This is a genomic window from Streptomyces sp. NPDC040405, from assembly GCF_055595765.1.
The window spans coordinates 77,228-94,832 of sequence record NZ_JBVIVI010000004.1 but is presented as its reverse complement, the minus strand read 5'-3'; the positions used below and the strand labels follow the sequence as shown (position 1 = coordinate 94,832).

General features: G+C 72.6%; 14 protein-coding genes. 4 read left to right on the top strand and 10 right to left on the bottom strand.

Going from position 1 to position 17,605, the window contains the following annotated elements; genetic code table 11:
• The first annotated feature begins 100 nt into the window (after positions 1–100).
• From ACZ59A_RS18215 to ACZ59A_RS18205, 3 genes are all read left to right on the top strand, one after another.
• Positions 101–1,087 carry a sucrase ferredoxin gene (locus ACZ59A_RS18215; protein WP_470959829.1) on the top strand — a complete coding sequence of 329 codons (987 nt, stop codon included), beginning with the start codon at positions 101–103 and terminating at the stop codon, positions 1,085–1,087.
• A 103-nt stretch (positions 1,088–1,190) separates the two neighbouring features.
• Positions 1,191–2,861, top strand: a complete 1,671-nt coding sequence (locus ACZ59A_RS18210) for an ATP-binding protein (RefSeq protein ID WP_470959827.1) — start codon at positions 1,191–1,193, stop codon at positions 2,859–2,861.
• Positions 2,858–3,559, top strand: coding sequence for a response regulator (locus ACZ59A_RS18205; RefSeq protein ID WP_470959825.1), 702 nt, complete (start codon positions 2,858–2,860; stop codon positions 3,557–3,559). The genes ACZ59A_RS18210 and ACZ59A_RS18205 overlap by 4 nt, the downstream gene beginning before the upstream one ends.
• A gap of 30 nt (positions 3,560–3,589) precedes the next feature.
• Here ACZ59A_RS18205 and ACZ59A_RS18200 read toward each other — a convergent pair whose 3' ends face one another.
• The 6 genes from ACZ59A_RS18200 to ACZ59A_RS18175 all read right to left on the bottom strand — a co-directional run bounded on the left by ACZ59A_RS18200 (position 3,590) and on the right by ACZ59A_RS18175 (position 10,416).
• Positions 3,590–5,197 carry a solute symporter family protein gene (locus ACZ59A_RS18200; protein WP_470959823.1) on the bottom strand — a complete coding sequence of 536 codons (1,608 nt, stop codon included), beginning with the start codon at positions 5,195–5,197 and terminating at the stop codon, positions 3,590–3,592.
• A complete protein-coding gene (locus ACZ59A_RS18195; RefSeq protein ID WP_468047873.1) occupies positions 5,194–5,646 on the bottom strand; it encodes a DUF485 domain-containing protein in 453 nt (150 codons plus the stop codon). The genes ACZ59A_RS18200 and ACZ59A_RS18195 overlap by 4 nt, the downstream gene beginning before the upstream one ends.
• Positions 5,647–5,747: 101 nt before the next feature.
• Positions 5,748–6,437: a response regulator transcription factor gene (locus ACZ59A_RS18190; RefSeq protein ID WP_470959821.1), complete on the bottom strand. Its 690-nt coding sequence runs from the start codon at positions 6,435–6,437 to the stop codon at positions 5,748–5,750.
• Positions 6,434–7,588, bottom strand: coding sequence for a sensor histidine kinase (locus tag ACZ59A_RS18185; protein ID WP_470959819.1), 1,155 nt, complete (start codon positions 7,586–7,588; stop codon positions 6,434–6,436). The genes ACZ59A_RS18190 and ACZ59A_RS18185 overlap by 4 nt, the downstream gene beginning before the upstream one ends.
• The gene (locus tag ACZ59A_RS18180) at positions 7,585–8,088 is read right to left on the bottom strand and encodes a DUF1453 domain-containing protein (protein WP_470959817.1); all 504 of its coding nucleotides are present in this window, start codon (positions 8,086–8,088) and stop codon (positions 7,585–7,587) included. The genes ACZ59A_RS18185 and ACZ59A_RS18180 overlap by 4 nt, the downstream gene beginning before the upstream one ends.
• Before the next feature lie 204 nt (positions 8,089–8,292).
• Entirely contained in the window at positions 8,293–10,416 is a 2,124-nt protein-coding gene (locus ACZ59A_RS18175) for a DNA gyrase/topoisomerase IV subunit B (RefSeq protein WP_470959815.1), read from the bottom strand.
• Between the two features lie 441 nt (positions 10,417–10,857).
• On the opposite strand from ACZ59A_RS18175, the gene ACZ59A_RS18170 reads away from it, so the two are divergent.
• A complete protein-coding gene (locus tag ACZ59A_RS18170; protein ID WP_358620766.1) occupies positions 10,858–11,082 on the top strand; it encodes a DUF7455 domain-containing protein in 225 nt (74 codons plus the stop codon).
• A 162-nt stretch (positions 11,083–11,244) separates the two neighbouring features.
• On the opposite strand, the gene ACZ59A_RS18165 is transcribed toward ACZ59A_RS18170, so the two are convergent.
• From ACZ59A_RS18165 to ACZ59A_RS18150, 4 genes are all read right to left on the bottom strand, one after another.
• The gene (locus ACZ59A_RS18165; RefSeq protein ID WP_470959813.1) at positions 11,245–12,075 is read right to left on the bottom strand and encodes a S1 family peptidase; all 831 of its coding nucleotides are present in this window, start codon (positions 12,073–12,075) and stop codon (positions 11,245–11,247) included.
• 214 nt (positions 12,076–12,289) lie between these two features.
• Complete coding sequence (locus ACZ59A_RS18160) at positions 12,290–13,861, bottom strand: RNA polymerase sigma factor (RefSeq protein WP_470959811.1); 1,572 nt, start codon at positions 13,859–13,861, stop codon at positions 12,290–12,292.
• Between the two features lie 489 nt (positions 13,862–14,350).
• A complete protein-coding gene (locus ACZ59A_RS18155; protein ID WP_470959809.1) occupies positions 14,351–15,301 on the bottom strand; it encodes a FadR/GntR family transcriptional regulator in 951 nt (316 codons plus the stop codon).
• A gap of 154 nt (positions 15,302–15,455) precedes the next feature.
• Positions 15,456–17,531 (bottom strand): ATP-binding cassette domain-containing protein, encoded by a 2,076-nt coding sequence (locus tag ACZ59A_RS18150; protein WP_470959807.1) that lies wholly within the window; start codon positions 17,529–17,531, stop codon positions 15,456–15,458.
• Between the last annotated feature and the right edge of the window lie 74 nt (positions 17,532–17,605).

The following is a 17,605-nucleotide window of genomic DNA, read 5'->3' as shown; positions in this document are numbered from 1 at the left end:
GGGTGCACCCCAGGGGGGAACCGGGCCGTCCCGCTCCGCCCGTCACCCTGATTCCCCCACCCGTGCGCGAAGTTGATCGACAGAGGTTAGGCTTACCTTCGTGAGCACGTGCACGACCGCTTCCCGGAATCTGTCCGAGCCGCTCGCCGGGACGGCGGCCACCGCCCCCACCTGGCTGCTTCTCGAACAGCCGGGCCCCTGGGGAACCGAAGCCCTGACGGCCAGCCGGCTGGACCCGGCGGTGGGCCGCGCCCTGGAGCGCGCCGCCGAGGGCACCGGCGTACGGGTCGCGCTGATCCGTCGGCCCGGCCGCCACGCCGACCTGCACGCGGGCAGCCGTCACCGGGTGTTCGTGGCGCACACCCGGCCCGGCCGCCCCTGGATCCGCACGACCGCCCTCGCGGACCCGGGGAAGCTGCTCGGCCTGGACTTCGCCGCGCTGGGCGCGGGCGACCCGGGCGGGCTGGCCGGTGCGTGCGACGACGCTCCCGGCGACGTCCCCGGGGAGTGGGAGGAGTACACCGGCGACCCGCTCGTGCTGGTGTGCACCAACGGCAAGCGCGACCGCTGCTGCGCGCTGCTCGGCCGCCCTCTCGCCGCCGAGCTGACCGCCGCCGGGGTGGAGGGCACCTGGGAGATCACCCACATCGGCGGCCACCGCTTCTCGCCGACGCTCGTCGTCCTGCCGCACGGGTACGCGTACGGCCGGGTCACCGCCCAGGACGTCAAGGACACCCTCGCGGCGCTGCGCGAGAACCGGGTGGCCACCGAGGGCTGCCGCGGCCGCTCCGCCTGGGAGCGGCCCGGACAGGCGGCCGAGCTGGCCGTCCGCGAGCTGACCGGTGAGGACGGCGCCGACGCGCTGACCGTCGTACGGACCGAGAGCGCCGCCCCCGCCTGGTCGGTGACCGTGGCGCACACCGACGGCCGGGTGTGGCGGGTGAGCGTGGCGCAGGTGGCCGCCGCCCCGCCGCGGCAGCAGAGCTGTGGTTCGCCGCTGGGCTCCCCGGCCCGTATGGACGTGGTCGGCATCCGGGCGGTGCGGCCCGCGCGCGACGCACGGACAGTAACCATCGGCAGGCGCTGAGCGACCTTCTCCCCCGGCCGCCCCCGGCCTCGCCCGCCTCGCGCGGGGTCACGGGGGTCCTGGCGGCGTCCCCGCGTCCCGCCCTTCGTTACCCTTCGTTGCCATGAGCGCCGCGATACCGCCGGGGCCGTCCGCCACGGCCACAAGGTGGCGCATCGGCTGGCCCCGACGCGTCTTCTCCCAGGTGCTGCTGATGCAGCTGGCCATCGCCACGGGTGTCACCGTGCTCGCGACCGGCCTCTTCCTGCGTCCGCTCGGCTCCCAGCTCGACGACCAGGCCATGCGCCGTGCCCTGTCCATCGCCCAGACCACGGCCTCGGAACCGCGGCTGGTCACGGCGCTGCAGCACACCCATCCCTCCCCGCGGGGCCCGGTCCAGGCCGCGGCGGAGCGCATCCGCCGGTCGACCGGCGCCGAATACGTCGTGATCATGGACCGGCGCGGGGTCCGCTGGTCGCACACCTCCCCGGGCGAGATCGGCAAGCACGTCTCCACCAGCCCCGACGAGGCCCTCGCGGGCCATGAGGTCATGCAGATCGACGACGGCACGCTCGGCCGCTCCGCGCGCGGCAAGGTGCCGCTGCGCGACGGGAACGGCCGCATCGTGGGCGCGGTGTCGGTCGGCATCGCGTACGAGACCGTGCGCGGACGGCTGCTCGGCGCGCTGCCCGGAATGCTCGCGTACGCGGGCGGCGCGCTCGCCGCCGGCGCCCTGGCGGCCTATCTGGTGTCCCGCAGGCTCCAGCGGCGCACCCATGACCTCGCCTTCTCCGACATCTCCGCGCTGCTCGCCGAGCGCGAGGCCATGCTGCACGGCATCCGCGAGGGGGTCGTCGCGCTCGACGCGCACGGCCGCATCCGGCTGATGAACGACGAGGCGCAGCGGCTGCTGGACCTGCGCGCCGAGGACACTGGAGCGCCGCTGGAGGCGGTGCTGCCGCCCGGCCGTACGACCGATGTGCTCGCCGGCCGGGTCACCGGCGCCGACCTGCTGACCGTCAGCGGCGGCCGGGTGCTGGTCGCCAACCGGATGCCCACGGACGACGGCGGCGCGGTGGCCACCCTGCGTGACCGCACCGAACTGGAGCGGCTCGGCCGCGAACTGGACGGCACCCGCGGGCTGATCGACGCACTGCGCGCCCAGGACCATGAGCACGCCAACCGGATGCACACCCTCCTCGGCCTGCTCGAACTGGAACTCCACGAGGAGGCGGTGGAGTTCATCACCGAAGCGGTCGGCGTGCACCGCGCCACCGCCGAGCAGGTCACCGAGCGGGTGCACGATCCGCTGCTGGCTGCCCTGCTGGTCGGCAAGGCCACGGTCGCCACGGAGCGCGGGGTGTCCCTGCGCATCGGCGAGGGCACCCTGCTGCCGGACCGGCTGGTGGATCCGCCGGGGCTGGTGACGATCGTCGGCAACCTGATCGACAACGCCCTGGACGCGGCGGTCGGTTCGGCCGAGCCGCGGGTCGAGGTGGAGCTGGGCGCGGACGACCGTACGGTGCTGCTGCGGGTCTCGGACACCGGGCCCGGCGTCCCCGCCGACCGGCGCGACCTGGTCTTCACCGAGGGCTGGTCCACCAAGAAGCCGCCCGCGCACGGACAGCGCGGCATCGGGCTGGCGCTGGTGCGCCGCCTCGCCGAGCGCCAGGGCGGCAGCGCACGGGTGGCCGACCGCGACGGTGGCGGCGCCGAGTTCACCGTCGTCCTCCCCGAGGCACTGACCGAGGAACCGGCCGAGGCGCCGCTGACCGCGACAGGAGAGCCGCGATGACATGGGACACCGGCCTGGGCGGCCTCATCGAGGTCCTGGTCGTGGACGACGATGTGCGGGTCGCCCGCGTCAACGCGGCGTACGTCGGGAAGGTGGCGGGCTTCCGGGTCGCCGGGCAGGCGCACACGGCCGCCGACGCGCTGACCTTCCTGGAGCGGGGCCACGCCGATCTGGTGCTGCTCGACCACTATCTGCCGGACGAGACCGGGCTGGCGCTGGTGGGGCGGCTGCGGCAGCTGGGCCACCACACCGACATCATCATGGTGACCGCCGCCCGCGACATCGGCACCGTCCAGGCCGCGATGCGCCACGGCGCGCTGCAGTACCTCGTCAAGCCGTTCAACTTCGCCGGGCTGCGGGCCAAGCTGGAGGGCTACGCGGCGCTGCGGCGCGCCCTGTCGGGCGGCGGCGAGGCCGGGCAGGACCAGGTGGACCGGATCTTCGGCGCCCTGGGCGGCGCCTCGGCAGGCCCCGCCGAGCTGCCCAAGGGCCACTCCGCGCTCACCGCCGACCTGGTACGGGAGGTGCTGCGCGGCGCCGACGGCCCGCTGTCGGCCCAGGAGGTCGCCGAGCGCGCGTCGCTCAGCAGACAGACCGCCCAGCGCTATCTGAAGCTCCTGGAGCGCACGGGCCGGGTACGGCTCAGCCTCAAGTACGGCGAGACCGGCCGCCCGGAACACCGCTACGACTGGGTCTGAGCCCTAGGCGCTCGGGCCCGGGCGGGGCACTCAGGCGGCTCCCGCCCCGGTGAGGGCCCGTACCTCCGTCTCCGCGTGCCTGGCCGCGTGCCCGCGGGTGTCCGCGGCCTCGCCGGAGAGGACCGTGCCGAGCCACCCGGCGAGAAAGCCGAGGGGGACCGAGACCAGCCCGGGGTTCTGCAGCGGGAAGACGTGGAAGTCCACCCCGGAGAAGATCGCCTCGGGGCCGCCGGAGACCACCGGGGAGAGCACCACCAGCACCACCGCCGGGACCAGCCCGCCGTAGACCGACCACACCGCGCCGCGCGTGGTGAACCGCCGCCAGAACAGCGAGTACAGCAGCACCGGGAGATTCGCGGACGCGGCGGCCGCGAAGGCGAGCCCCACCAGGAAGGCCACGTTGAGATCGTCGGCGAGCAGCCCCAGGCCGATCGCCGCCGCCCCGATCCCGACCGCCGCGACCCGCGCGACGGCGACCTCGCTGCGCGGTGTGCGGTCCTTGCGGCGGCTCAGCGAGGCGTACAGATCATGGGCGACGGAGGCCGAGGAGGCGAGGGTGATCCCGGCGACGACGGCGAGGATGGTGGCGAACGCGATGGCGGCGACGATCGCGAACAGCACCGTCCCGCCCGTCGACCCGGCGCCCCCGCCGAGGTCGAGCGCGAGCAGCGGCACGGCCGTGTTGCCCGCCGCGTTGGAGCTGTGTACGGCATCGGTGCCCAGCACGGCCGCCGCGCCGAAGCCCAGCACGATCGTCATCAGGTAGAAGCCGCCGATCAGCCCGATCGACCAGATGACGGACCGGCGGGCGGCCGGGGCCGTCGGCACGGTGTAGAAGCGCGAGAGGATGTGCGGCAGACCGGCGGTGCCCAGCACGAGAGCGATCCCCAGGCTCACGAAGTCCAGCCGGGCGGTCCAGCCGTCGCCGTACGCGAGGCCCGGGGCGAGGAAGTCGCTGCCCTGCCCGCTGTGCAGCGCCGCGGTGCTCAGCAGGGCGTCGATGTCCCCGTGGAAGCGGACCAGGACGAGCACGGTGAGCGCCACCGCACCGCCCATCAGCAGGACGGCCTTCACGATCTGGATCCAGGTCGTGGCCCGCATCCCGCCCAGCGCGACGAAGACCACCATCAGGGTGCCGACGCCGATGACCGTCCAGGACCGGGCCCGGGACCCCGTCTCGTCCAGCAGCAGGGCGACCAGGCTGCCCGCGCCGACCATCTGGGCGACGAGGTAGAGCACGCACACGGTGACCGAGGAGACGCCCGCGGCGATGCGGACCGGGCGCTCGCTCATCCGCGCGGCCAGCACATCGGCCAGGGTGAACCGGCCGCAGTTGCGGACGAGTTCCGCGACCAGCAGCAGCACCATCAGCCAGGCCACCAGGAAGCCGACGCAGTAGAGCACCCCGTCGTAGCCATAGAGCGCGATGAGGCCGGAGATGCCGAGGAAGGAGGCGGCCGACATGTAGTCCCCCGCGATGGCGAAGCCGTTCTCCATGGGGGAGAACAGCCGCCCGCCCGCGTAGAACTCCTCCGGGGAGCCCTGCCGTCGACGGCTCGCCCAAGTGGTGATCGCGAGCGTGGCGGCCACGAAGACGCCGAAGAGCAGCAGCGCGAGGCTCTGCTGATTGCCGGTCACCGCCCGTGCCCCCGCATCATCTCCTGCGTCACCCAGCGCAGCTCCAGCGCGACCCGGTCCCTGCGCAGCCGCGCGTGGCGGGCGTACGCCCACGTCAGCAGGAAGGTGGTGGCGAACTGGGCGAGGCCCGCGACCATCGCGACATTGAGCGCGCCGACCACCGGACGGGCCATCACGCCGGGCGCGGTGGTCGCCGCGACCACATACGCCAGGTACCAGAGCAGAAAGGCGGCGGCCGCGGGGAAGACGAAACGGCGGTAGCGCCTGCGCACCTCCTGGAAGGCGGCGCTGCCGTGCACCTCCGTGTACACCTCCTCGGCAGCGGGCGGGCGGGCGCGCCGGGGCGGGCCGGTCGTCTCGTCCGGCCCGCCCCAGCCGGAGGCGAGCGCGTCGTACCAGGGATCGTCCGGCCGGGCCGCCCCGGCATCGCGCGCGTTGTGCATGTCCACCCGAAAGCTCCTTGTTCACTGCCGCGTTGGCGTGCCCAAGGATGGACAGAGTGGGAAGATCCCGGATACTCCAATACCGGACGTTCACCCCATCAGGTGACTCAGGTGATGAACAACCCGGAATCGGTGTCGGGCGGAGCGGCGATGCCGTGGTGGTAGGCGTAGCGCACGGCCTGGGCGCGGTCGCGGACCGCGGTCTTGGCGAACAGGTTGTTGATGTGCGTCTTCACCGTGGCGGGCGCGATCTGCAGCCGACGCGCGATCTCCGGGTTGGACAGCCCCTCGGCGACCAGCGCCAGAACCTCGGCCTCACGGGGCGTGAGCCCGTCCGGCAGCGGCCCCGCGGGGGCTTCCCGCTCGGGCTCGCCCCGGTCCGCGAACCGCTCCAGCAGCCGCCGCTGCACCTTGGGCGACAGCCCGGCGTCCCCCGACATCACGCCCTCCACGGCCCGGACGATCTCGTCGGCGTCGGCGTCCTTGGTCAGATAGCCGCGGGCACCGGCGCGCAGTGCCGGGAAGAGCGAGTCGTCGTCGGCGTAGGTGGTGAGCACCACGACCCGCGTGCCCGGGTGCTCGGCGCACACCCGGCGCGTCGCCTCCACACCGTCGCAGCGGGGCATCCGCAGATCCATCAGCACGATGTCCGGGGCCAGCTCGGCCACCAGCCGCAGCGCCTCCTCGCCGTCGCCCGCCGAGCCGACGACCTCGATACCGGGCAGCAGCCCCAGCAGCATCACGATGCCCTCGCGCACCACCGTCTGATCGTCGGCCACCACGATCCGCGCCGTCACAGCGGCACCCGCAGTCGCACCACGAACCCCTCCCCTTCCGGCCCGGCCTCCAGCGTGCCGCCGAGGAGTTCGGCGCGCTCGCGCATTCCGAGCAGACCGTACCCGGCGCCGCTCCCCGTCAGACCGGCGGCGGCCGGTGCCTTACGGGCGCCGCCGTCGCGGACCTCCAGCGAGACCGTGTGCTCGGCGTAGCCCAGCCGCAGCTCCACCCGGGCGCCCGGCGCGTGCTTGCGGACGTTCGTCAGCGCCTCCTGCGCAACCCGGCGGATGGTGAGCCCCGCCTCAGCGGTCAGCGGCCGCGGCTCGCCCTCCCGTACGAAGCGGGCGCCCTCGGCCGCGGCCGAATCCCGCAGGAAGTCCTCCACCGGGGCCATCTCGCCGCGCAGCGCGGACAGCGCCTGCCGGGTCTCGGCGAGCCCGTCGCGGGCCATCCCCCGGGCGGCGACCACACGGTCCAGCACCTTCGCGGAGTCCTCGCCGCGCTCGATCAGCAGCCGCGCCGCCTCCAGGTGGACCAGCTGCGCGGACAGGCTGTGCGCCAGCACATCGTGGATCTCCCGGGCGATCCGGGACCGCTCGGCCAGCGCCGCCGACTCGGCCTCCGCACGCCGGGCCACCCGCTCCTGCTCGAGCAGCCGGTAGCCGGTTCCGCGGGCCTCCTCGTCCAGCCGGAGCGCATAGCCGCCGACCAGCAGGCCCCCGACCGTGGCCACCTCGCCGAGCGGCGAGTTGCCACTCGCGAGCACATACGCCCCGGAGGCCGCTGCCGCGCAGCCGAGCGCCACCGCCAGCGGCAGCCGCTCCATGGCGAGGATGGCGCTCACGATCCAGACCACGGCGGCCGGGCTCCGCGCCCCGGCGGCGTGCAGCGCGGCGGCCGCGCCGATCAGCACGGCGAGCAGCGCCAGGGCGGGGGCGAGCCGGTGGTCCACGGTGACGCGACGCAGCGCGTACAGCAGGGCCGCGCACCCGGCGAGGGCGCCGATCAGCGCCACCCGCTGGATCCCGGGGAAGGCGTCGTCCCGGACGACGCCCACCAGCAGCCACCCGGCCCCGGCCACCCATATGCCGCCGTTGATCAGCAGCCGGGTCCGCGGCACGCCCTGACGCGTGAGCGCCTGCCGCGAAGGCCACTCCGTCCATCTGGTCATCGGTTGAGTGTGCCCTGCGCACCGGCCCGGCCCGGCACCGGCTCCGTCCCCCGCGCCCGCATCATGACGACGGCGCCGCGCAGCAGCAGGGACGCCGCGAGGGAGAGCATGAGCGGGCCGCTGCCCTGCGACACGCCCGCCAGTGCGCCCACCCCCGCCAGAGCCGCCCGGCACACCACGGCGCCCGCCCACACCATCGCCGTGGTCTTGGCGCCCTGGATCCAGACCGCGCCGGAGTCGTCCGTCCACACCCGGCTGGTCCACCCCCACCCGGCCCCGGTCACCACCCCGACGAGGACCTCCACCACCAGCAGCGCGGCGGCGGCCACGCGGTGGTCGTGGTCGATCAGCCCGGGTTCGCGCAGCGCGAGGAACCCGAGCACCACCGGGACCACCCACCAGCGCCGCGCGTCCTCGGCCACCTTCTGCGGCCGGAACTGCCGTACGAGCACGATGACGACGACCGCGGCGATGAGCACTGCCTTGGCGAGTTCCGGCATGACGAGAGCCTCCGTGGGGCGGGAACGACAACGCTCCCGACGCTACGGACGGGCCCGGCCGCGGGGATCGGAGCCAGGGCGGATCCCGGGTGGAAACCGTCCCTCCACCCGGGGGTGGAGAGACGGCTCGGGTACGGAGTGACCGACGCCTCGGATGCCTCGGGCACCTCGGACGCCTCGGACGCCTCGGACGCCTCGGACGCCTCAGACGTCGATGCGCGACCGGTCCAGGGTCGCCGCCGAGTTGGTGATGAACTCCTTGCGCGGCGCGACCTCGTTGCCCATGAGCAGGTGGAAGGCGTGCTCCGCGGCCTCCAGGTCGCTGATGTTGATACGCCGCAGCGTGCGGTGCCGCGGGTCCATCGTGGTCTCCGCGAGCTGGTCGGCGTCCATCTCGCCGAGACCCTTGTAGCGCTGGATGCCGTCCTTGTAGCGGACCCCGCGGCGCTCCAGGTCCAGCAGCGTCTCCCGCAGCTCGTTGTCGGAGTACGTGTAGATGTACTTCTCCTGGCCCCGCTTCGGGTTGACCAGCTCCACCCGGTGCAGCGGCGGTACGGCCGAGAAGACCCGCCCCTGCTCCACCATCGGCCGCATATAGCGCTGGAAGAGGGTGAGCAGCAGACAGCGGATGTGGGCGCCGTCGACATCGGCGTCGGCGAGGAAGATCACCTTGCCGTAGCGGGCCTGGTCGATGTCGAACGTACGGCCCGAGCCTGCCCCTATGACCTGGATGATCGACCCGCACTCGGCGTTCTTCAGCATGTCCGAGACGGACGACTTCTGAACGTTGAGGATCTTGCCGCGGATCGGCAGCAGCGCCTGGAACTCGGAGTTCCGGGCGAGCTTGGCCGTACCCAGCGCCGAGTCGCCCTCGACGATGAACAGCTCGCTGCGGTCCACGTCGTCGCTGCGGCAGTCGGCCAGCTTCGCGGGCAGCGAGGAGGACTCCAGCGCGGTCTTGCGGCGCTGCGCCTCCTTGTGCTGGCGGGCCGCGATCCGCGTACGGGCCGCGGCGACGACCTTCTCCAGGACGGCGCGGGCCTGCTGCTTGGCGTCCCGCTTGGCGGAGGTCAGGAACGCCTTCAGCTCCTTGGTGACCACGTTGGCCACGATCCGGGAGGCGGCCGAGGTACCCAGCACCTCCTTGGTCTGGCCCTCGAACTGCGGCTCCGCGAGCCGCACGGTCACCACCGCGGTCAGGCCCTCCATGACGTCGTCCTTGACGACGTCGTCCTCGGCGACGCGCAGCATCTTGGCGGTGCGGAGCACCTCGTTGACGGTCTTGGTGACCGAGCGCTCGAAGCCGGAGACATGCGTGCCGCCCTTGGGGGTGGCAATGATGTTCACGAAGGACTTGGTGGTGGCGTCGTAGCCGGTGCCCCAGCGCAGCGCGATGTCGACGCCCAGCTCCCGGGTGACCTCGGTCGGCGTCATGTGGCCGCGCTCGTCGAGGACCGGCACGGTCTCCTTGAAGGTGCCCTGCCCGGACAGCCGCATCACGTCGCAGACGGCCTTGTCCTGGGCGAGATACTCGCAGAACTCGCTGATCCCGCCGTCGTAGCGGAAGGTCTCCTCGACGGGCCCGTCCCGGCCGTCCAGGTTCCGCTCGTCCCGGACGACCAGCGTCAGGCCCGGCACCAGGAAGGCGGTCTGGCGGGCGCGGGCGTGCAGGTTCTCCAGGGAGAGCTTGGCGTCCTTGAGGAAGATCTGCCGGTCCGACCAGTAGCGGACGCGGGTGCCGGTGCGGGTCTTGGGAATCCGCTTACCCTTGAGAAGACCACCGGTGGGGTCGAAGGGGGCGTCGGGTCCGGACTCGGTGAAGATACCGGGGACGCCGCGGCGGAAGCTGATCGAATGGGTCTTGCCGTCCCGGTCCACCTCGACGTCGAGGCGGCTGGACAGCGCGTTCACCACGGAGGCACCGACGCCGTGCAGACCGCCGGAGGCGGCGTACGAGCCACCGCCGAACTTGCCACCGGCGTGCAGCTTGGTCATCACGACCTCGACACCGGACAGCCCGGTCTTGGGCTCGACGTCGACCGGGATCCCCCGGCCGTTGTCCCTGACCTCCACGGAGCCGTCGTCGTGCAGATGCACGTCGATGCGGTCACAATAGCCGCCCAGGGCTTCGTCCACAGAGTTGTCGATGATCTCCCACAGGCAGTGCATGAGACCGCGGCTGTCGGTCGATCCGATGTACATACCGGGGCGCTTGCGCACTGCCTCGAGCCCCTCGAGGACGAGAAGGTGCCGCGCGGTGTAGTTGGAGCCGCCCCGGTCTGCTCCGGTCAGCATCGCAGTGGACGGCACGGACGTGTCGGCGGTCACGCGGTTCGCTCCTCGCTGAATTTCTGTTGGCCCGACTTTGGGCACGATGGTGGCACGGGTCGCCCGTCAGAGCGTACCGAGGCCTGATAGAGCCTTCGTGCCGCCACCCGTGAAACGTCCATCCTAGTCCGGGCAGCCCCAGTTTCGCTCGTACGTTCGATAACCCGTTTGGCGTGAAGCACACATCACGTTCCCTTGGAGGCATGAACCATTTAGGCTCCGGGCACGTCCTCATGAACAACCGGCAACCCAGCCGGGAGGACAAAACCCGACATGCGACGTGAATCCGTAAACCAACGCAATACGGCTCATTCGCCGCCAACCGTCATCATCCGGCCCCTCAGAAGCAATTTTTGAGAAAAAGCCACGAGCGGGAACGATATCGGGCTGGTTGGATGTTGATCCTGGTACGACAGCTCGTCGAGCTAGAGAAGAGGCGACGTGACTACTGTTCTGACCCCCGCGAGCCCGCTGACGGCCGCTGACCGCTGCGACCGCTGCGGCGCCCAGGCATACCTGCGCGTCGTCCTGATGAGCGGCGGTGAACTGCTCTTCTGCGCCCACCACGGCCGCAAGTTCGAGCCGGAACTCAAGAAGATCGCCGCGGAAATACAGGACGAGACCGAGCGGCTGACCGCCGCTCCGGCATCCGCGTCGGACGACTGACGCCGACGCCTTTCGCGCCACGACGACGAGCGAAGCCGGCCAAGGGCCGGATGTCGGGCGGCCCTCCCCAGCCAGGGGAGGGCCGCCCGCGCTCGTGTCGCGGCGTCTCGTGACCCTGCCTCCCGGGCCTCCCGGCGGGCCCGAGGCGCCCGCTCGGCCGTCTCAGCCATACGCGGCCACCAGGGACGCCATCGCCGAGACCCGTGTATAGACGCCCGGCCGCCCGGCCACCGCACAGCCACTCCCCCAGGACACCAGGCCCACCAGCCGCCCGTCGGCGACCAGCGGACCTCCGCTGTCCCCCTGGCAGGCGTCCCGGCCGCCGCTCGTGACCCCGGCACAGACCATCGAGGCCGGCTGATAATCGCCCTCCGTGTTTCCGGGGTAGGCGCTCCGGCACGTCGCGTCGGTCAGGACGCGCACCGCCGTGGCCCGCAGCGTCAGCGCATAGCTGCCGTCGCCGTCGGTGTCACCCCAGCCGTACACCAGCGCCTTGCTCCCGGGCCGGTAGCCCGGATCCCCGGCCCGTGCCATGTGGATGACGTAGGCGGGCGGCAGCGGCCGCCCCAGGGTGAGCACCGCGATGTCACCGGCCCGGTCGTCGGACTGGTACGCCGGATTGACCCACACCTTCGCCGGTGCCATCTCCACCCCGCGGGTCCCCCGCAGATCATTGCGGCCGACGATCACCCGCAGGTCCTGCACGTCCTGCCACTTCTTACCCAGCACCGCCCGGCTCAGACAGTGCGCCGCCGTGATGACCCGCGTGGGGGCCACCGCCACACCGCCGCAGTACTGCCCCGAGCGCTTCGCGCCGAACAGCTCACGGCTGGCCAGCGCGACGGCCCAGGGCGCCTCGGCCGTACGGACCCGATGCCCGCCCACCACGGCACGGTCGGCCGTCGCCGGGGCGGGCGCGATCAGCAGCAGCGCGAGCGCGGCGGCGAGCAGCACGGCGAGGCGTGCGGAGAATGACGGCAGCGACCTACACATGCAGCCTCCTGACCGTACGGAGCGAGTCGCCCACCCAGCGTCACCCCGCTCGGCGCGGTCCGCATCCCGGAGTGGGCCAACCGGGGCGGGCCGCCGTGGGCCATCCGGGTGGAGCACCCTCGGACAGCCAGGACGGGCCGTCCCCGGACAGCGCGAAGGCCGGGCCCCCGAAAGGAGACCCGGCCTTCGTATGGCGCTGTGCGGCGCGGCCCGTTTAGTCCAGGTAGTCCCGGAGGACCTGGGAGCGGGACGGGTGGCGCAGCTTCGACATGGTCTTGGACTCGATCTGGCGGATGCGCTCACGCGTCACGCCATAGACCTTGCCGATCTCGTCGAGCGTCTTCGGCTGACCGTCGGTGAGGCCGAAGCGCATGGACACCACGCCCGCCTCGCGCTCGCTGAGCGTGTCCAGCACCGAGTGCAGCTGCTCCTGGAGCAGGGTGAAGCTCACGGCGTCGGCCGGGACGACGGCCTCGGAGTCCTCGATGAGGTCACCGAACTCGCTGTCGCCGTCCTCGCCCAGCGGGGTGTGCAGGGAGATCGGCTCGCGGCCGTACTTCTGGACCTCGATGACCTTCTCAGGGGTCATGTCCAGCTCCTTGGCCAGCTCCTCCGGGGTGGGCTCACGGCCCAGGTCCTGGAGCATCTGGCGCTGCACCCGCGCGAGCTTGTTGATGACCTCGACCATGTGCACCGGGATACGGATGGTGCGGGCCTGGTCGGCCATGGCACGCGTGATCGCCTGGCGGATCCACCAGGTGGCGTACGTCGAGAACTTGTAGCCCTTGGTGTAGTCGAACTTCTCGACGGCGCGGATCAGACCGAGGTTGCCCTCCTGGATCAGGTCCAGGAAGAGCATGCCGCGGCCCGTGTAGCGCTTGGCCAGGGAGACCACCAGACGGAGGTTGGCCTCCAGGAGGTGGTTCTTGGCGCGACGGCCGTCCTCGGCGATGATCTCCAGCTCGCGCTTGAGCTTGGGAGCGAGCTTGTCGGCGTTGGCGAGCTTGTCCTCGGCGAACAGACCGGCCTCGATCCGCTTCGCGAGCTCGACCTCCTGCTCGGCGTTGAGCAGCGGGACCTTGCCGATCTGCTTCAGGTAGTCCTTGACCGGGTCGGCGGTGGCACCGGCCGCGGCGACCTGCTGCGCCGGGGCGTCGTCCTCGTCCTCGTCGGAGAGCACGAAGCCCGCGTTCTCCGGCTCGGGCTCGGCGCCCTCGGGGGCCGGCTTGCCCGCCGCCGGCACCTCCTCGATGACGTCCTCGGCCTCGAGGATCTCGTCGGTGACGTCCTTCTTGGCGGTGGTCTTCTTCGCGACCGTCTTCTTGGCGGCGGTGGTCTTCTTCGCCACCGCCTTCTTGGCCGTGGCCTTCTTGGCCGCGGCCTTCTTCGCGGGCTCCGCCGACGCCTCCTCGGCCGGGCCGCCCGCGGCGGTCGCGGGAGCGGCCGGAGCGGCGGGGGCCTTCTTGGCGGCGACCGTCTTGGCCGCGACGGTCTTGGTGGCGGTGCGCTTTGCCGGGCTCTTCGCTGCGACGCTCTTGCGGGTGCGCTTGGGCGCCTCTGCGGCACTGACCATCAGCGTCACACCCTCCTCGTCGAGGATCTGGTTGAGGCTGCGCAGAACGTTCTTCCACTGGGTTGGCGGAATCTGGTCAGCCTCGAAGGCCCGACGCACGTCATCGCCGGCGATCTGCCCCTCAGCCTTTCCCCGCTCGATGAGCGCCATGACAGACTCGGATTCGGCGATCTCCGGCGGGAGCGTACGGGATGTGCTGGCCGACACGAACAACCTCTCGGAACGTTGGAAACGGCTTCCGGCCCCGTCCGCTGTGGACCGGAGCCGACGACCGCCGGCAGGGATGAACCGACGGCGCGCGGGCGGAGTGCGGAGGAGTACAGCGTCGCGAGCGACATCTGTATTCCCTCCGCGACTGCCACCTCTTTAATCATCGCGCTGCCCCAAAGAGCGTTACGCCCAATCGTCGTGGCCCGAGTCACACCACATATCGGTCCTCATACTCACCAAACGGGACAGATAACTCCGAGTCGATCACGCACCGGCTCCCGGGCGGCGCTCCCGATCCGCCCGTACTGCGGTCCATGTCACGTCCCGAGCCTCCCGCCCCGCGCCGTCGTTCACGTTTCGCGCCGCGCCGCCGAACCCGCGGGCGGGATCCGGCGACGCCGCTCCGTACGCCGTACGCCGCTCACCGCCGGCGGCCCGCCGCCCGCGGTTTGCCATACGCCGTACACCCCGGGCGCCGCATGCGCCGCGGGGTCAGTGCTCGCGCGGCGCGGGCACCCCGACCTCGGCGTGGTCGAGGTCCGGGTGGACGATCAGGAGTTGGCGCACGGCCGCTTCGGCCGCCGCGGCATCCCCCGACCCGACCGCCTCGACGATCCGGCGGTGGTGGCCGACACTCGCCTCGGTGAGCCGGTCACAGCCGGTGGCCGGTGCCCCGGAGACATGGAGGGCGGCGGCGACGATGCCCGCCAGATGCTCCAGCATCCGGTTGCCCCCGACCTGGAGCAGCAGGGCGTGGAACTCGGCGTCGGCGCGGGAGAACGTGAGGGTGTCGCCCTGGGTCAGCGAGTGCCCCATGATCTCGGCCATGTCGGCCAGTCGCTGCTGCACGTCCTCGCGGCCGTGCCCCGCGGCGAGGCGCGCCGCCAGCGGTTCGATCGTCCAGCGCAGCTCGCACAGCTCGCGGCGCTGATCGTCGCGCTGTGGCCCGAAGGCGCGCCATTCGATGATGTCCGGATCCAGCAGGTTCCAATCGCTGACCGGGCGGACCCGGGTGCCGACGTTGGGGCGGGCGCTGACCAGGCCCTTGGCCTCGAGGACGCGCAGCGATTCCCGGACGACCGTGCGGGAGACCTCGAAGCGCTGTCCGATCTCCTCCGGGACCAGCGGGCGGTCGGCGCCCAGGTCGCCGGAAACGATCATCTGTCCGAGCTGCTGAACGAGCTGGCCGTGCAGCCCGCGGCCCCGGTTGCCGGCCGCGCGGCGGCCCACCCGGCCGATCTCCGCGTCCGCGCCGTCCCAGGAGGGGGCGCTGCCGCGGTCGGCGCCGGGGGCGTCGGCGTAGGAGTAGCGGTCAAGCTCGCCCGAGCCAGCGAGGCCGGAGTCGGCGGGACGAGCCGCGGTCATGGTGGTGTGCGCAAGGGTACTCACGCATCCTTTGTCGGCGACGCTCCGGAGGCCCTTGAGGTCTTTGGTGAAAAGCACACGAAAGGGTGATCGCCCATTACCTCACAATTGACGCTGATTCGGACAGAAAGCAGCACCCTTCACCGGAGTTGCGACCACTTCACGAGCCGACCCTGCATCACCAGTTCCGAGCCGCGGACCGGGGCGCAGGGGCCGGTCCGCGGTCGGCCGCCTACTGGCGGGCCCTTCTGCCGCGCAGCCCGGTGAGGGCGTAGGCGAACAGCAGCACCGCCACCGACAGCATCAGGGCCTGCCCCACGGGTTGGCCCGCGAGCCGCAGCACGGCCGCCACTCCCCGGTTGAGCACGGACGGCGGGCGGTCCAGCGCGACGGCGCGCAGCCGGTGCGGGAGCCCGACGAGCAGGTGCAGCGACGGCTCGTCCATCGCTCGCCGGACCACGGGAACCGCCAGGAGCGGCACCGCGAGGAGCGTGGCCAGCCCGAGCGCGGTGGACCGGAAGACGCCCGCGGCGAGCAGCCCGGCCCAAGAGCAGCCGATGGTGAGGCCGAAAACGCTCGCCATCAGCACCGGCCAGTCGCTCGGAAGCGGAACCGCGTTCCCCCCGACGAGCAGCAGGAGCGCCGCGCTGTCGAGGACGATGGCGCCGAGCGTCAGCAGCGTGGCCCCGACCGCGCAGACGACGAACTTGGCGGCCAGCAGTCCGATCTGCTGCGGTACGGCGTCCCGGGCGGGGGCCAGTGCCGGATAGCGGAACTCGTCGCCGAAGGCGAGGGCGCCCAACAGCCCGGCGGCGATCGCGATGGGCGGCAGCGGAAGGTCGGCCGGCCAGCCGGTGAGCCGGTGCAGCTCCCCGGCTCCGCCCTCGCGGGCCAGCAGAACGGAGGCGAGGAGCGAGAGGGCGAGCGCCGCGGCACCGATCAGCCAGCCGGTCCGTACTCCGGTGGCGCGGCGCAGTTCGTATCGCATCGGCCAGGCGGGGCCGGGGAGCCGGAGCTTGTGGAGCACCCGGGGCGACGAGGCCTCGGGGTCACGGGCGCGGACTCCCGCGGGGGTCGCGGGCCCCAGGTCGGCGGCCTCCTCGACCAGCCGGTGCACCACGATGCCGTGGCGGTAGGCGGTCTCGCCGACGGAAGCGCTGGGGAGGCCGTAGACGGAGATGCGGGTCTCGTCGTCCCGCACCACCGAGAACGGGTCGGCGACCGCCTCCTCCTCGCCCTCGGGCTCCCTTTCAGCCACCGCGGCGCCCCCGGGCGCCGTGGCACTCATGGCCGCCGCGGCACTCGCGGGCGCCTCGACGCCGGGTCCCGGGACAGGGACGGATACGGGGACGGTGGCGGGCTCGGCGTCCGTCTCGGGAGCGCTCACCCCCGCGGGTGCGGTGTCGCCCTCTGCCTTCGCCTTGTCCTTGGCGCGGCCCAGACCACCGAGCCTGACCTTGACCTTGATCCCGACCTTGCCCTCGCCCTCGGCAGCGGCCTCTGCCGCCTGGGCGTGAGCCGCCGCTTCGGCCGCCGCACGCTCCGCTCGCCGCTCGGCTTCCGCCGCCTCGCGGGCGACATCCGCCTCCTCCTCCAGGACGGCGGCCAGCCGCCCGGCGAGCGGCGAGCGGACGACGACGCGGGGGCGCAGCCGGGTGCGCGTGAACTCCTCGACCGGCTGATCGGCCACCAGCCGGCCCGCTTCCAGAGTGAGGACGCGGTCCGCGACGCGGGCGACCCCTTCGGCGTCCTCGGTGGTGATCAGCACGGCGCCGCCCTGGTCGGCGAATCCGCGCAGCAGTCCGTTGAGCCAGTCGACCTCACGGGCCGACAGACCCCGGGCCGGTTCGTCCAGCACGAGGGTGTGCGGATCTCCGAGCAGCGCGGTGGCGATGCCGAGGCGGCGCTCCATCCCGAGGGCCAGATCGCCGAGGCGCTCGTCCGCCAGGTCGGTGAGACCGACGACATCGAGGACGACATCGGCGCGGGCGGCGGGCACCCCGGCGGCGGCGCCGAGCATTCTCAGGTGACCGCGCGCGGTGCGCCCCGGATGCCCTGGGACATCGTCGAGGAGGACGCCGATCTCGCGGGCCGGGCGCCGGATGCGATGCAGGGGGCGGCCCCGGAAGAACGCGGAGCCATGGCCCCGGTCGAGCTGCAGCAGCAGCCGCAACGCGCTGGTCTTCCCGGCGCCGGGACCACCGAGCAGGGCGGTGACACGCCCCGGCGGGGCCTCGAAGGTGAGATCGTCGATGGCGGGCGCGTGGTTGCGGCGGCGGGCGCTGGTCAGTCCGGTGGCCTGGATCATGGCTTCTCCCGCGGGGCATGGAACCGCTCGGTGGCACGTGGGGACTGGTGACGTACCGGAGCACGGTAACCCGC